The sequence below is a fragment of the Achromobacter sp. GbtcB20 genome (assembly GCF_019091095.1).
Taxonomy (GTDB): domain Bacteria; phylum Pseudomonadota; class Gammaproteobacteria; order Burkholderiales; family Burkholderiaceae_B; genus Achromobacter; species Achromobacter mucicolens.
This window is the reverse complement of record NZ_JAGXJZ010000005.1, coordinates 142,610-157,204: the sequence shown is the minus strand read 5'-3', so window position 1 is coordinate 157,204 and position 14,595 is coordinate 142,610. Positions and strand designations below refer to the sequence as shown.

General features: G+C 66.9%; 16 protein-coding genes. 8 read left to right on the top strand and 8 right to left on the bottom strand.

The features are described 5' to 3' along the window. Window positions 1-255 precede the first annotated feature (255 nt). Complete coding sequence (locus tag KVT32_RS09815; RefSeq protein ID WP_152383199.1) at window positions 256-1,254, top strand: hypothetical protein; 999 nt, start codon at window positions 256-258, stop codon at window positions 1,252-1,254. After that, on the top strand, window positions 1,251-2,426 hold the full coding sequence (locus tag KVT32_RS09810) for a glycosyltransferase family 4 protein (protein WP_217618109.1): 1,176 nt from the start codon (window positions 1,251-1,253) through the stop codon (window positions 2,424-2,426). The genes KVT32_RS09815 and KVT32_RS09810 overlap by 4 nt, the downstream gene beginning before the upstream one ends. Here the strand turns inward: KVT32_RS09810 and KVT32_RS09805 are convergent. Together KVT32_RS09805 and KVT32_RS09800 are read right to left on the bottom strand one after the other, a co-directional pair. Then, complete coding sequence (locus tag KVT32_RS09805; protein WP_056319378.1) at window positions 2,365-3,474, bottom strand: S-(hydroxymethyl)glutathione dehydrogenase/class III alcohol dehydrogenase; 1,110 nt, start codon at window positions 3,472-3,474, stop codon at window positions 2,365-2,367. The genes KVT32_RS09810 and KVT32_RS09805 overlap by 62 nt on opposite strands. Window positions 3,475-3,497: 23 nt before the next feature. Beyond that, entirely contained in the window at window positions 3,498-3,788 is a 291-nt protein-coding gene (locus tag KVT32_RS09800; RefSeq protein ID WP_056319375.1) for a metal-sensing transcriptional repressor, read from the bottom strand. A gap of 162 nt (window positions 3,789-3,950) precedes the next feature. Between KVT32_RS09800 and KVT32_RS09795 the strand changes: the two genes are divergently transcribed. Then, window positions 3,951-4,559: a HutD family protein gene (locus KVT32_RS09795; protein WP_152383201.1), complete on the top strand. Its 609-nt coding sequence runs from the start codon at window positions 3,951-3,953 to the stop codon at window positions 4,557-4,559. A 95-nt stretch (window positions 4,560-4,654) separates the two neighbouring features. Here the strand turns inward: KVT32_RS09795 and KVT32_RS09790 are convergent, their stop codons facing one another. The 3 genes from KVT32_RS09790 to KVT32_RS09780 all read right to left on the bottom strand — a co-directional run bounded on the left by KVT32_RS09790 (window position 4,655) and on the right by KVT32_RS09780 (window position 10,052). After that, window positions 4,655-6,277 carry a methyl-accepting chemotaxis protein gene (locus KVT32_RS09790; protein WP_152383202.1) on the bottom strand — a complete coding sequence of 541 codons (1,623 nt, stop codon included), beginning with the start codon at window positions 6,275-6,277 and terminating at the stop codon, window positions 4,655-4,657. Between the two features lie 180 nt (window positions 6,278-6,457). After that, a complete protein-coding gene (locus KVT32_RS09785) occupies window positions 6,458-7,867 on the bottom strand; it encodes an MFS transporter (protein ID WP_152383203.1) in 1,410 nt (469 codons plus the stop codon). A gap of 106 nt (window positions 7,868-7,973) precedes the next feature. Continuing rightward, a complete protein-coding gene (locus KVT32_RS09780; protein WP_217618108.1) occupies window positions 7,974-10,052 on the bottom strand; it encodes a site-specific recombinase in 2,079 nt (692 codons plus the stop codon). 134 nt (window positions 10,053-10,186) lie between these two features. On the opposite strand from KVT32_RS09780, the gene KVT32_RS09775 reads away from it, so the two are divergent. Further along, entirely contained in the window at window positions 10,187-10,618 is a 432-nt protein-coding gene (locus KVT32_RS09775; RefSeq protein WP_152383205.1) for a DUF2809 domain-containing protein, read from the top strand. 48 nt (window positions 10,619-10,666) lie between these two features. Here the strand turns inward: KVT32_RS09775 and KVT32_RS09770 are convergent, their stop codons facing one another. Continuing rightward, window positions 10,667-10,882 (bottom strand): hypothetical protein, encoded by a 216-nt coding sequence (locus tag KVT32_RS09770; RefSeq protein WP_063953026.1) that lies wholly within the window; start codon window positions 10,880-10,882, stop codon window positions 10,667-10,669. 226 nt (window positions 10,883-11,108) lie between these two features. On the opposite strand from KVT32_RS09770, the gene KVT32_RS09765 reads away from it, so the two are divergent. From KVT32_RS09765 to KVT32_RS09750, 4 genes are all read left to right on the top strand, one after another. Next, complete coding sequence (locus tag KVT32_RS09765; protein ID WP_056319353.1) at window positions 11,109-11,840, top strand: TenA family transcriptional regulator; 732 nt, start codon at window positions 11,109-11,111, stop codon at window positions 11,838-11,840. Between the two features lie 65 nt (window positions 11,841-11,905). Next, the gene (locus KVT32_RS09760; RefSeq protein ID WP_056319481.1) at window positions 11,906-12,205 is read left to right on the top strand and encodes a 2Fe-2S iron-sulfur cluster-binding protein; all 300 of its coding nucleotides are present in this window, start codon (window positions 11,906-11,908) and stop codon (window positions 12,203-12,205) included. Then, window positions 12,202-12,537, top strand: coding sequence for a hypothetical protein (locus KVT32_RS09755; protein WP_063953027.1), 336 nt, complete (start codon window positions 12,202-12,204; stop codon window positions 12,535-12,537). The genes KVT32_RS09760 and KVT32_RS09755 overlap by 4 nt, the downstream gene beginning before the upstream one ends. A 4-nt stretch (window positions 12,538-12,541) precedes the next feature. Further along, window positions 12,542-12,886 carry a 2Fe-2S iron-sulfur cluster-binding protein gene (locus tag KVT32_RS09750; RefSeq protein WP_175156426.1) on the top strand — a complete coding sequence of 115 codons (345 nt, stop codon included), beginning with the start codon at window positions 12,542-12,544 and terminating at the stop codon, window positions 12,884-12,886. 36 nt (window positions 12,887-12,922) lie between these two features. Here the strand turns inward: KVT32_RS09750 and KVT32_RS09745 are convergent, their stop codons facing one another. Beyond that, on the bottom strand, window positions 12,923-13,645 hold the full coding sequence (locus KVT32_RS09745) for a GntR family transcriptional regulator (RefSeq protein WP_056319346.1): 723 nt from the start codon (window positions 13,643-13,645) through the stop codon (window positions 12,923-12,925). A gap of 79 nt (window positions 13,646-13,724) precedes the next feature. Next, on the bottom strand, window positions 13,725-14,468 hold the full coding sequence (locus KVT32_RS09740) for a sulfite exporter TauE/SafE family protein (protein WP_175156427.1): 744 nt from the start codon (window positions 14,466-14,468) through the stop codon (window positions 13,725-13,727). Window positions 14,469-14,595: the final 127 nt, after the last annotated feature.

Below are 14,595 nucleotides of genomic sequence, written 5' to 3'. Positions count from 1 at the left end.
CGCCTCGTCCGTCTGGGGGACGCCGCTGGCAGGACGCCGCGCGACGTGTGCGCCAGCGTGTCCTCACGGAGGGACGGGTGGTTTTCCATATGATGAAAGACAGGGACCGGTCCCCGAAGGATCACGCAAATTCGGGGGCGGATTGTTCGCCTCTTCAAAGGGTTACATCTCACATAATCCCCTCGCGATTTTGGGCGGTGCGCTTCGTAGAATCAGGCCGTTGTCAGGCTACGCCGCGGTACCCGCGCAATCCACATGCCCCGTCTTGCGCTCGTTCCCCGCTTGCTGCGCTCTCGTCCCCTCACCAAGGGTCTGCGCTACCTGTATCGCGTCACGCGGTCCAAGGCGCATCGCCACAACGAGACGCTCTGGCCGTTTGTCACGGTGCGGCGCGATGGCCCCGACCGCCTGACCGGCTGCAACCTGCATGGGGTGCGCGGGCCGGCAACCGTTTCACTGGACCAATTGCCACGCGGCCTCGGCGGCGATGCCCATCTGATTCTCAGCGGCCCATCGGTCGCGCAGATCGATTACGCGCAATGCCGCATGCGCACCGTGATGGGCGTGAACGGCTCGATCGCCTTGCGCGCCCGGCATCCCGCGCTGCGTTTTGATTACTACGCCATGCTGGACGCTGGATTCGTCAAGAAGCGCCGCGACCTCGTGGCGCAGGTGCTGGACCAGGATCTGGTGCTTTTCGTGACGCCGGAGGTGTACCGCTGGATCGCATTGCTGTTCGACCATCGGGCTGTTCGCTGCCGCATCGCGCTTTTCGAGGAAGTGCATCAGCGCGCCCAGCAGCCGCGCGCCGAGCCGCAGGCGCTGCAGGCGCAGTTGGCCGGCGACCCGGAACTGGTGCTGTTCGATGCGCATCATCCGATGCACGCCCATGGCTTCAGCCTGAACGCGGCACGCGGCCTGTTCGGCGGCGGCACGGTGGCCTACACGTCCCTGCAATTGCTGGCGTGGCTGGGCGCCCGGACGGTGTTTCTGCATGGGCTGGACCTGACGGCCACCGCAGGCCCGCGCTTCTACGAACAAGCCGGCGCACAACTGCCCACCGCGCTGGACCGCCAGTTTGCCGGCCACATCGAGCCGGCGTTCCGGCAGGCCGGCAAGCTGCTGCGCGCGCGCGGCATCCAGGTCTACAACCTGTCGCTGCTCAGCCGGCTGGGCGACGACATCTTTGAAAAGCGGCATTGGAGCTGTCTGCTCGACCCCGCCACGCAACCGCCGACGAGACCCGAATCATGAAGATCCTCTATACCAATTTCCACCAGGGCGATGGCGGCGGGCACACGACCTACGTCATGTCGCTGGCGCGCATCCTGTGCCAGAAATCGCAAGTCATGGTCGGTGCGCCGCGCAAGAGCCGGCTGCTGGCCGAGGCCGAGGCCCTGCCGGGCCTGCGCACTATCGATCTCGAATTCAAGGGCACGCTGGCCGAACAGCTGTCCGCGCTGCGCCGCCTGCGCAGCCTGGTGCGCCAGGAACAGTTCGACGTCATCCACGTCAATGGCTCGGCCGATCACCGCTTGTGCATGCTGGCGACGTTGGGGATGGGAAAAAAGCGCCCCTTCATCGTCTACACGCAGCACACCGACCGCAGCGCCAGCAGCCTGGGCGTGCGCCTGCGCGCCAAGTGGGCCACCAATCGCGTCATCTGCGTGTGCAGCCACACGTTCCGGCGCATGAAGCAGTCGGTGTTTCGCGATGAAGACCTGCGCGTGGTGCATAACGGGGTGGACACCGCGAAGTACCGCCCCGCCTGCCGCACCGAAAAGGCCGAGGCGCGCGCGCGCTTCCTGCCGCCCGCCTTGCGCAACCGGCTGGTCGTCGGCAGCAACGCCGGCACCGCGGACTACAAGGGATGGATCGACATGGTGGCCGCCGTGTCCTTGCTGCCCGCCGCGCAGCGCGAGCAGGTCGCCATCCTGATCGCCGGCGCGATGCCGGGCGACGACCTGCTCGGTCAGGTGGCCGCGTTGGGCATGCAGGATCAGGTGGTCTTCACCGGGTTGCTCGACAATGTGGAGCCGGTGCTGGCGGCGCTGGACGTGGGCTTTGTGCTGTCGTCCCGGCTGGAGACGATTTCGTTCGCCTGCCGCGAGATGATGGCCGCGGGCAAGCCGGTCATCGTGACCCGCGTGGGCGGACTGCCTGAGAACGTGACCGAGGGCCGCAACGGCTGGGTGGTGCCGCCCGGGGCCCCGGAATCGGTGGCCCGGACGCTGTCGGACATCATGGCCAACCGCGGCGTGCTGCACGCCATGGGCGTGGATGCGCGCAGCACGGCGCTCAAGGAGTTCTCGCTGGCGACCTTCGTCGGCAATACCGAACGCGTCTACCGCGAGAACGCCTACGTCAGTAGTGGATCACCGTCCGGATCGACTTTCCTTCGTGCATCAGATCGAACGCTTCGTTGATCCGGTCCAGGGGCAGCGTGTGGGTGACGAACGGGTCGAGATCGATCTTGCCGCTCATGGCGTCTTCCACCATGCCGGGCAGTTGCGTGCGGCCCTTGACGCCGCCGAACGCTGAACCGCGCCACACGCGGCCCGTCACCAGCTGGAACGGGCGGGTGCTGATTTCCTGGCCCGCGCCGGCCACGCCGATGATGATGCTTTCGCCCCAGCCCTTGTGGCAGCATTCCAGCGCGGCGCGCATCACGTGCACGTTGCCGATGCACTCGAACGAGAAGTCCACGCCGCCGTCGGTCAGTTCGACGATGACTTCCTGGATGGGCTTGTCGTAGTCCTTGGGGTTGATGCAGTCGGTGGCGCCCATGGCGCTGGCCAGCACGAACTTGTTCGGGTTGGTGTCCACCGCGATGATGCGGCCGGCCTTGGCCTGGACCGCGCCCTGGATGACCGCCAGGCCGATGCCGCCCAGTCCGAACACGGCGACCGTGTCGCCTTCCTTGACCTTGGCGGTGTTGTGCACCGCACCGATGCCGGTCGTCACGCCGCAGCCCAGCAGGCAGACCTTTTCATGCGGCGCGGCCGGGTTGATCTTGGCCAGCGAGATCTCATTGACGACGGTGTATTCGCTGAACGTCGAGCAGCCCATGTAGTGATAAAGCGGCTTGCCTTCGTAGCTGAAGCGCGAGGTGCCGTCCGGCATGACGCCCTTGCCCTGCGTGGCGCGCACTTTCTGGCACAGGTTGGTCTTGCCCGACAGGCAGAATTTGCATTCGCGGCATTCGGCCGTGTAGAGAGGTATGACGTGGTCGCCGGGTTTCAGCGAGGTCACGCCTTCGCCCACTTCCACCACCACGCCCGCGCCTTCATGGCCCAGCACGGCGGGGAACAGGCCTTCGGGATCGTCGCCGCTCAGCGTGAAGGCGTCGGTATGGCAGACGCCGGTGTGCGTGATCTGGACCAGCACCTCGCCGCGCTGCGGGGGCGCGACATCGATCTCAACGATTTCCAGCGGCTTGCCGGGGCCGAATGCGACTGCTGCGCGTGATTTCATAACGATGCTCCACGTAGAGGGGGTTATTTCAGATAGGAACGGACGATGCGCATAAGGTCATCGATCTGCGATTCGGTCTCGGGCCTGGGGTCCGTTGGACTTCCCTGAGCAGACTGCAGGAACGTTTCCCGCAGATGACTCTCCAGCACTTCGGCCATCAGGCCGTTCGTGGCGCCGCGCAGCGCCGCCAGCTGCTGCAGCAGCGCGCCGCATTCCGTGCCTTCGTTCACCGCGCGTTCCAATGCTAACGCCTGCCCCTGGATGCGGCGCAGGCGGGTGACAACGCGTTTCTTTTCTTCTGGGGAGTGCGGCACGGCAAGCTCCGATTCGATACAGGGGGGGAGTATACGGATTCCGGCGGCGCGCGTCCAGGCCCGCGCAGCCGGGCGGGCAGCCGGCGGGGGCGTGCGACCTATAATTTCGCGTGATTCATTTCGCGTGTTTCCACCGGACCCCTACAGGACTTATCCAAGGCCATGAATTTCCCTGATGTGCGGCTGTACCGGGCCGAGGACCATCCCCGCATGCCGTGGCGCAATGGCGGGGGCACGACCCAGGAGGTCGCCTGCAACCCCGGGGGCCATACGGCGTCGTTCGACTGGCGGCTGTCGCTGGCCGACGTGGCGCAGGACGGCGGCTTTTCCGCCTTTGGCGGTTTCCAGCGCATCATCACCGTGCTGGAAGGGCGCGGCATCGAACTGACGGTGGACGGCAATCGCCAGGCGCCGCTGGGCCCGCGCACGGCGTATGCGTTTTCGGGCGATGCGCAGGTGGACTGCCGCCTGCTGGACGGCCCGATCCGCGACTTCAACCTGATCTATGCGCCCGACCGGTGGCACGCCCGCCTGCAATGGGTGCGGGGCGCGGATCCGTGGGTTTTTCACAGCAGCGCGCGCAACGTGCTGATCCTGAATGCCGGCGGCGTCATGGCGGTCGAGCTGGACGGTGCCCAGCACCGGCTGGCGTCGCGCTATGACTGCCTGCACGTCGAAGGGCAGGCGGGGCTGGCACGGTATTGCCTGACCGCGCAGGCGGACCTTGACGCCTGCGTGATCGAACTGTCGCCGCGCGCGGGCGGACGTTGAGGCTTTCCGCGCGGGCTTCGCGAGGCCCCGCCCGCCGCAGCCGCCGTCTCCCTGCGATGTGAGGGATCAGGGCCTGCCGGCGGTCAGGCGGGACACTACGCCGGCAACAGCGCCGGCTGGGCGTAGGAATGGGCCGGGGCTTGGACGGCGTCCTGTCCCTGCGCGGGCAGGCGGAATGTGCTGACCGCCGCCTGCAACCGCTGCGCCTGCGTCTCCAGCGACGACGCGGCCGCCGCGGCTTCTTCGACCAACGCGGCGTTCTGCTGCGTCACCTGGTCCATCTGCGTGACGGCGGTGTTGACCTGGTCGATGCCCGTCACCTGCTCGTTGGATGCGGTGGCGATGTCGTTGACCAGCATCGTCAGCTGTTCGATGGTCTCCAGGATTTCCGTCATCGTCAGGCCCGCCGCCTCGACCTGCGCCGAGCCGGCCTGCACGGTCGCGCCCGAGGCGTCCAGCAGTTGCTTGATCTCCTTGGCGGCGCCGGCGCTGCGCTGCGCCAGCGACCGGACCTCGGCAGCCACCACGGCAAAGCCCTTGCCTTCCTCGCCGGCTCGCGCCGCTTCCACCGCCGCGTTCAGGGCCAGGATGTTGGTCTGGAATGCAATGCCGTCGATCACGCCGACGATGTCCTCGATGCGGCTCGAATCCTGCGCGATCTTGCGCATCGTGCTGACCGCGGCCTGCACGGCGTCGCCGCCGCGCTGCACCACGTCGGAGGCGGTGGCGGCCATCTCGTTGGCCATGCGGGCATTTTCGGCATTGCTGGTCACGGTGGACAGCAACTGCTCCATGCTGGCCGCGGTCTCCTCCAGCGACGCCGCCTGCTGCTCGGTGCGGCTGGACAGGTCCTGGTTGCCGGCCGCGATTTCGCTGGAGCCCGTGTTGATCTCGACCACGCCATCGCGCACGGCATGCACGGTGCGCACCAGGCTTGCCTGCATGTCCTGAAGGAAAGGAATGATCTGGCCCACGCAGTTCTTGCCGAACGACGGAATCGGCGTGGTCAGGTCGCCGCCCGCGATGCGCTGGAAATGACCCTTGAGCGAATCCAGCGGACGCTTCACGAAATGCACGACATAGCGGTCTCCCAGGATCAGCAGCAGCAGACAGATGCCAAGAACCACGCCCATGCCGATATAGGCCTCGCGGCGGTTGGCGTCGGCGTCTGCCCACAACTGGACTTCGCGCGCCTTGGCGTAGGCCTCGTAATCCTCCATGCCCTTGCCGAAGCTGCGGCTGGCGGTAACGACCGGTCCTGCCGCCTGCGCGCGCGCCTTGTCCACCGCGCCGGCGTCCAGATGCTGGCGTTGCACGTCAATGCCGTTGACCAGGGCGTCAAAGCCCGAGCGCATCGCGTCCAGCAGCGCGGCAGGGGCGTCCCCACGGGCCAGTTCAATGAACTGCGCCTGGTGTTTTTTTGCTTCGGTCAGCGCCGTGTCGATGCTGCGGCCTTCCGCGGCCGCCAGGTCCTTCTGGCCGCCCGCAACGTACTCCAGCTGGCGCGACAGCCGCAGCCGGGCGCGCATGATCTGGTCGTTGACGCGGGAAAGCGCGGATACCTCATGCAGAAGATCGTTGCTGGCTGCAAGCGCTTCGCCGGCGCTGCGCAGACCATGGACGCTGATGGCCGACAGGCCGGCGATGAAAAGGCTGATCACGAGCAAGGTGCCCAGGATCATGCGGCGGATGGTGATGTCTTTCAGAAGCTGTGTCATACGCGTCGTCCCAAAGGTGCAGCAAGCCTGCTTAAGGACAACGACGTCGCCAGGGCCTTATTTAGCCGGATGTTGCACATCTTACGAATATGTCGACGCGATGGGCGAATATATCGACACGAACGGCAACAGTGTTGCGGTTGGAAGCAGGCGCGGGCCCGGCCGGCCCGCGTGGCTCCGTCAGCGGGAAGCGGGCGTCTGCGCCGGTTCGCTTGCGTCGAACCGCAGCCGGGCAAAGCTGGCGATGCAGGCGAGCCCGGCGCACAGGGCGCCCAGCCACAGCGCCGCGATGGCGCCGTGCGTGGTCGACACGTTGAAACACGCGGCCACCATCGCCGCGCCGGACGCCTGGCCCAGCAGGCGGACGGTTCCGATCATGCCGCTGGCGCCGCCGGCGCGCGACGCGGGTGCGGAGGTCATGATGGCCCGCAGGTTGGGCGACTGGAAAAAGCCAAAGCCCGCGCCGCAGATCGCCATGCGCCACGAGATGTCCAGCACGGACGGGTCGGCCGGCATCAGCGCCAGCAACGCCATGCCCAGCGCCAGCATCGCCAGTCCCACGCCACCCAGCATGCCGGCCGGGTAGCTATCCGAAAGCCGGCCTGCGATGGGCGCCATGAAAGCCACCACCACGGGCCACGGCGTGATCAGAAAGCCGGTCTGGACCTGGCTGTAGCCCAGCACCGTCTGGAACAGGAACGGCAACGACACGAAGGCCAGCGCCTGCGCGGCGAACGCGCACACGGCCGTGGCGGCGGACAGGGCAAAAAGGGGACGGCGCAGCAGGTCCACGGCCAGGATGGGCGCGGGATGGCCGGCCTGACGCCGCATCAGCAGCCACAGGCTGGCCGCCGCCACTGCGCCTTCCAACGCCACGCGCGGCCACGGCGCGCCGTGGGCAAGTTCGTTCGTCGCCAGGATAAGCAGGCCCAGCGTCATGGCGCACAGCACCGCGGCCATGCCGTCGAACCCGTGATTGGATCGCGTGGTGTCCGGCAGCCCGCGCAGGGCCAGCGCACCGGCCAGGATGCCGATGGGGAAATTGACCAGGAACAGCCAGTGCCACGAGCCGAGCATCAGGATGGCCGACGCCACGGTCGGCCCGCCCGCAAACGACAGGCCGACGACCATGGCGTTCAGGCCCAGACCGCGGCCCAGCATGTGCGAGGGGTAGATAAAGCGCAGCAGCGCGCCGTTCACGCTCATCACCCCCGCCGCGCCCAGGCCTTGCAGGATGCGGGTGGCCACCAGCACGGGCAGCGATGGCGCCAGGCCGCTTGCCAAAGAGGCCAGCGTGAAGACCGCGAGGCCGACGATGTAGACGCGCCGGTGCCCCAGGATCTCGCCCAGCGCGGCCGCCGGCAGCAGGCCGGCCACCATCGCTAGCTGGTAGCCGCTGATGACCCAGATGGAACCCGCCTCGCTGGCCTGCAGGTCTCGCGCGATGGTGGGCAACGCGGTATTGGCGATGGCCGTGTCCAGGCTGGCTATGCAGACCGCCAGCATGACGGCCACGAGGGCGCCCAGGCGTTCGGCGGCGGGCAGGCCGACGCCGGCCGGATAGACGGTGCTGCGGGAGAACGAGAGCATGGATGGGCTGCGCTGCGAGGGCGTCCGGGCGGAGCGCCTGGAGTCGTAGGGACAGATTCTAATGCGGGGTGCGTTCTGACCGGGCGGCATAACCGCCGCGCCGCCGTCAGGACTCCACCGGCGCCGGGCGCGGCTTGACCGGCCAGAACAGCGCCGCGGGCCGCCGCAGGATGCGGCGTCGCACGCCGGCCGTGAGGGAGGTGCGATCGTCGCGGCGCATGTCGCGCGAGGCCATCGCCACGTTGAAGGCCAGCGCAAAGCTGACGATGACGTTCAGGGCGCCGGTCGCCACCGTGCCGGCCACGGCCATCCAGAACACCTGCGTGTGCACCACATCCCAGCCCAGCGTGGCGAGCGCGGCGGCGATCTGGCCGGCGCTGAGCGACACGTGGCGCACCTCCAGTGTCGATCCCAGCGCACTGACGAAGACTGGCAGCAGGCCCAGCATCAGCCCCAGCGAGACGTTGGCGGCGATCAGGGACACGTTGCGCTGCCAGAAGCCGGCCCAGCGCACCGCGCCCCGCGCGCCAAGCAACTGCCGGGTGCGGCGGCCATACGCCATCACGTCGTGCACGCGGTGCAGCGCAAACCAGTTGTCGGCCCAGCCGGCGATCAGGCTGGACAGCCAGATCAGCGCGCCGGTCACCGCGGCGTAAAGGGGCGTCGGTCCCCAGAAAGACAGAGACTGCAGCGTGTCTTGCGCCTTGTCGGCGTCGATGAGCGGCTGTTCCAGCATCCGCATGGCCAGCCATTGGATTGCCCAGGCCAGCGGAAACACCACGGCCAGGTTGCCCGCAATCGCGGCCGCGTTCGAACGCACCATCGCCAGCGTGTCGTCGACGAAGGCATCGCGGCCGTCGGGCGTGTAGGCCGCATCCAGCCGGCGAGCCAGCGCCGGTCCCGTCATGGCCGGCTGTTTGGTGGCCAGCGTGAAATGCGCGAACTGGATCACCAGAAAGCTGCCCGCGTAGTTCAACGCGTTCAACAGGCCTTCCAGCCACTTCTCCAGATGCGCCGACGTGATGATGAACTTGACGTAGACGGTGAACGCGACGACAAAGCCGCCGCCCATGGCGGCCTTGAGCATGTCCATGTATTCCAGCGTGTCGCGGGCGATGTAGTGTTCGCCGGTTTCCGCGCTGCGGTCCATCACGCGGCGCGCCAGCTGGGCGAGTGATGAGGCCGCCAGATGGCGGATGCTGCTGCGCGCCAGCGTGCAACGGATCAGCTCGGCCATCAGGTGCACGTAGCGATGGCGCTGCGTGGGGTCGATCCAGACGCTCAGCAGCAGCTCGATACGCGCCAGGCGCAGCTTCATGCACTCGATCTGGTAGACCACGTCCACCGCCACGCCATTGCGCTTGAGTTCTTCGTAGACCGCATCTCCCGCCGCGCGGCATTCGTCCAGCAGCGCGCGCAGCACATTGAGGCGCTGGCCCACGGCCTCGCGCGGCGTGTCCGGCGTGCTGGCAAAAAGATCGGCGGCCGCATCCGACAGCGCAAAGAACGGGGTGTCTTCCACGCGGCCCGGCAGGCGCGAGCGGATGTCCTGGCTGAGACCGGCCGCGCGGACCTGGCTGATGAGCACCTGCATGCTGCTGGTCAGTGCATGCGTCAGGCGCCGGGCAAGCGCGTCGGGCGTAGGGGCGGCGGGCGCGTCCGAGTCGTGCGCAGGGGCGTCTTCGTCCCGGTGCATCAGCGCGCGCACGCGGGCCAGTGTCGCGTCGTCCAGCGACTCGATCCATTGCGCGTCGCCGGCGCGGCGAAACAGCAGGGTGAACAACCCGTCCATGTCGCCGCGGTTGGCGGGCGGGGGCAGCATCCAGTCCACGATGCGGCGCCACAATTCGCCCCAGAAGCCCGGCTGCGATGCGACGCCCGTGTCACACAGCAGTGTGGTGGGATCGTTGTCCACCAGCACCGACCGCAACGTGGCTGCCGTGCGCGCGGCCACGGCGGGATTGTTTTCCAGCACCTGCAGCAGGTAGCGCAGCCGCGCGTGGCGGGGATCCCCCCCATCCTGCCGCGCTGGTGCGCCGCCCGGCCGGTTCAGCCAGCGGCCCAGGTCGATGAGCCACAGATTGCGCTCGGCCAGCGGCGACTGCGGATCGGCATTGGCCAGGATGACGTCGAGCTGCGCCCCGCCCCGCGAAGCCCGCCAATTGCGCCACAAAGAAGTCAGCATGATCGAGCCTCGCGCGTCATCGTGAATGGGGGGCGCTCCATGGTACGCCCAAGCCATGCCTCGGGGGAGGTGGCATGCCCGTTTCCGGTAACCTCCCGGCTGCCCCTGTTTCACTCTTTACGTTTGCTGATTCAATGACCCTGACTTTCAATGGGCGCGCGTTCGCCGCCCTGCTTGCCGTGACCGCCGTGCTGGCGCTGATCGCCACTTTCGGCGCGCCCTATCCCTTCCTGCGGGGTTTCGTGGGCGACGTGGTGGCGGTGGGCTGGGCCTACCTGCTGTACCGCAGCTTTATCCGCGCGCGCGTGTTGCCGCTGGCCCTGGCGGCGCTGTTCACCGGGTATGCGGTGGAGTTCGCGCAGTACCTGGGCCCCCAATTCGGATGGCGCATCGAGCAGCCCGTGCTGCGCGTCGTGTTCGGCAGTGTGCCGGACTGGTGGGACGTGCTGGCCTATACCGTGGGCTTTGTGGTGGTGCTGGCGCTTGCCGGCGGCCTTGCGCGACGGGAGCGGCGCGCCGCGCTGCAAAATGCCCGGATGCAGGCCAGCCTGCGCGCAAGACGCTGAACGGGGCGGGGCCGGCTGGACGCCGGCCCCACGGGCACGACCTGATTCTTAACCGGCTTGGCAGACCGTGTCGTCGCGTTGCGCGCGCACGGCGGGCGCGGCTGCGCGCAGCGGTTGCAGGCGGGCATTGCGGAACGGTGCCAGCAATTCCGACCAGGAAGAAGGAAACAGCGGCGTCGCGTGGCGCACGGCATCGCGGCGGGCGTAATGGGTGAGCAGCTGCTGGCCGATCGGGGCGTCTCCCAGGGGATGGCGGGTATTCATGGTATTTCCGTATTGCGTTGAAATTGTATTCATTGTACGGCGTTCGTGCCTCGGGGTCCAGTTGGCCTCGATCAGCACAAGTGCTTGATATGCATGAAACTGTCCCTGATTAAGGGTGCGACTTCGGGATTGCCCTAGCAGCCCAAAAGAGTAGACGGTATACAATGTTCATCATGCCCGGGCTTCGATAGGCCTGGAATTTCTCCCACTGGACCTGGAGCGAGTCATGGCAGAACTGATGAACCGAGATGAATTCCGCACGGCGCTGGAAAACGCAATCAAGGGCAAGAGCGCAAACGCGTCGCCCTTTTCCATCGCCTGGGCCGAAGGTAAGCTGAGCCGCGAGCACCTTTCGCGCTGGGCCGAAAACCACTATCACTACGTCGGCCCGTTCGCCGATTACCTGGGCTACCTGTACGCCCGCACGCCGGACACCTACACCGAGGCCAAGGATTTTCTCCTGGCCAACATGTATGAAGAGGAAATCGGCGGCGACCGCCACACCGACCTGCTGATCCGCTTTGCCGAAGCCTGCGGCACCACGCGCGAACGGGTCACCAATCCGGACAACATGTCGCCCACGACCCGCGCGCTGCAGAGCTGGTGTTATGCCGTGGCCATGCGCGAGGATCCGATCGTGGCGGTGGCTGGTCTGGTGGTGGGACTGGAATCGCAGGTGCCGTCCATCTACCGCAAGCAGACGCCGACCCTGCGCGAGAAGTACGGCTTCACGGACGAGGAAGTCGAATTCTTCGACCTGCATATCGTCTCCGACGAGATCCACGGCGAACGCGGCTACCAGATCGTGCTGGAGCACGCCAACACGGTGGACCTGCAACAGCGCTGCCTGAAGATCTGCGAGATCGGGGCGCAGATGCGGTTGCTCTACACCACGGCGCTCTATACCGACTACGTGCAGGACGAGATCAAGCTGCCCGAACTGGGCCTTGCCGCCTGATCGTGCTCTTGCCCGCCCGGCATGCCCGGGCGGGCGCCGCACCGCAGAACCTGGACGAAGACCTCATGCCTACCGTTGTTTTTCATAAAGGCGGCCAGACCTACACCGACGTGGTGAAGGACAACACCAACCTGGTGGTGCGGGCCGGCATCAAGCAGTTTCCGTTTCCGCATCTGCGCTACGAATGCGGCATGGGCAAGTGCGCCAAGTGCGCCTGCCGCATCATCGCCGGGGCCGAGCATCTGCCGCCGGTGAACTGGAAGGAAAAGAAGCAGCTGGGCGAACGCGTCGAGCAGGGCTACCGGCTGGCGTGCCAGCTCTGGCTGAACAGCGACATCGAGTTGACCCAGGACGTGGAGGCATGATGGCGCAGGATTCGACCTATGTGATCCTGACCTCCAAGCCCGGCATCTTCCGCACCGAGGCAGGCGAGGGCGCGGACATCATCGAGACCTATGACTACGTGTTCTACGGACGCGCGCTGGCCGTGTTCAGCATCGCCCGCCTGGACCGCGAGATCAAGCTGGTCGTCACCGAGGAAACGCCGCCCTACGTGGTCAACCACGTGCCGTCCAAATTTCTGGAGAAGTTCTCGTCGGTGGACGCGGCCCGCAAGGAGCTCGCGCACCTGACGCGTTTTGGCAGCATGGCGTCGACGCTGACGCTGCGGTCCGGCGTGCGCGCCACGGAGCACTGACGACATGGTTCAGATCACGTTCATATCCAACGGCGGCAAGGTCGCCACCGCGCCGGCGAACAGCAACCTTCTGCGCGTGTCGCTCAAGGAGAAGGGCGGCATCCCGTTCAAGTGCGGGGGCGGCCTGTGCGGCACCTGCAAGTGCCGGATCGAGGAAGGGCTGGAAAACACCGACGCCATCAAGCCCAAGGAGCGCAAGCACCTGCGGCCTGAGGACTTCGAGGCCGGCTACCGCATGGCCTGCCAGACCTTCGTGAATGGCGACGTCAAGGTGTCGTGGGTGGTGCAGAACGGCAAGGGCATCGTAGTGGACGCGGCGTCCGGCCCGGTAGAAGCGTCCCCGGCATGAATGAGGCCGGCGCCTGAGTGCGCCGGCGCTCGGCAATCAGGCCACGGAGGCCTGCTGCGGCGGCTGCTGGGCCTCGGCGTAAGCCTTGGCGGCATTGTGCACATGCTGGCTGGCCAAGAGCGCTGCCAGATCGCCATTGCCGGCGATGACGGCGTTCAGGATCTGCGAATGGTCGTCCCAGTTCTGTTTGGCCCGGCGCATGTTGCTGGGCGCGAACAGCAGCGCGGTGCGGTCGCGCAGCGAACGCATCAGGTCGGTCAGCACCACGTTGCCGCCGATCGTGGCCAGCATTTCATGAAACTGCGAGTTCAGCGCCAGGAACTTGTCCAGCTTCTCTTCGCGCGCGGCCTCGGTGCCCTCGCGCAGGAAGGCCTGCAGGCGCTCGACTGTTTTCTCGTCGCGGCGCTGCGCGGCCAGCTTGGCGTTCAAGCCTTCCAGTGTGGCGCGCACTTCCACCATGTCGTAAGCCACGGCATCCGACAGCACCGACACGGATGCGCCGCGGCGCGGCTCGATCGTGACCAGACCTTCGGCGGCGAGCGCGCGCAGCGCCTCGCGCACCGGGATGCGGGACACGCCCATTTCCTCGGACAGGCGGCCTTCGACCAGGCGGTCGCCGGGGGTGAATTCGCCGCTCAGGATGCGTTCGCGCAGCTTGTCGCGGATGACGGCAAACAACTGCGGATGCTGCTCGCCGATCTTCAGCGGGGAGGAGTGCTGCGTCTCTGCGGCTTGCGGACTGACGGGGGAGGTTGTCATGGCGAGCAGGTTTGGCGTAATGGATACAGTCTCCATTGTATTACCGGGTGTCGCCGGCCGTCGCCGGTGGCGTGCCGCATCAGTGCACCCAGAATGTCTTGACCAGCACCCCCACCGCGCCCATGGCGCAGGCCGCGAGCAGCACGCCGCGCACGGCGCGGGGTGGCAGCAGGGTGCGCAGCCGGTTGGAGACCGCAAAACCGGCCAGCAGAAATGGCGCCAGGCTAAGCGCCAGGCCCGCGTGATAACCCGTGTAGCGCTTGGCCAACGCCAGCATGGCCAGCGAAAAAATGGATCCCAGAAAAAGCACCATCCCCAGGGTGGCGCGCAGCCGCGGCGGGGCGGCATGCTGCAGCACGATGGCAATGGGCGGCGCGCCCACCGAGGTCATCGTGCCCATGATGCCGGAGGCGACGCCCGCGCCGGACACCCGTCCGGGCGTCGCGGAAAACCGCAGGCCCGCCACGCTCAGCGCCACGGCGGCGAGGATCATGCAGGCAAAGAGCACGCCCAGCGCCTGCGGGGCGAAGCGCGCCATGGCGTAGATGGCGATCAGGGTGCCGACGGCCCGCCCGGCCAACGCGTACGAGACGGCCGGCCAATCGATGGCGGCGCGCTCGCGCAGGGCGGTCAACAGCGAGATGAAGCCGCCCAGTGTCAAAAGCGGTCCGGGCGCGAGCTGCGGAAAGAACATCGCCGCAACGGGCGCGGCGAACATCGCAAATCCCACCCCGCCGACGCCCTGCGCCACGGCGGCGCCAAACACCACGGCAGCCATGGCGGCGTAATGCCACGCATCCGGGAACGACAGGGAAGACAGCATGCGTCGGACTTTGTAATTTATGTATACGATAGTCTATCCAGGAAATCGCGCGCCGCCAGACAAATCCTGAAAATTAAGGGTAATCCCTTGATTTTTCGTCCAAAAGGTGTCCGAAAACGGCACTATC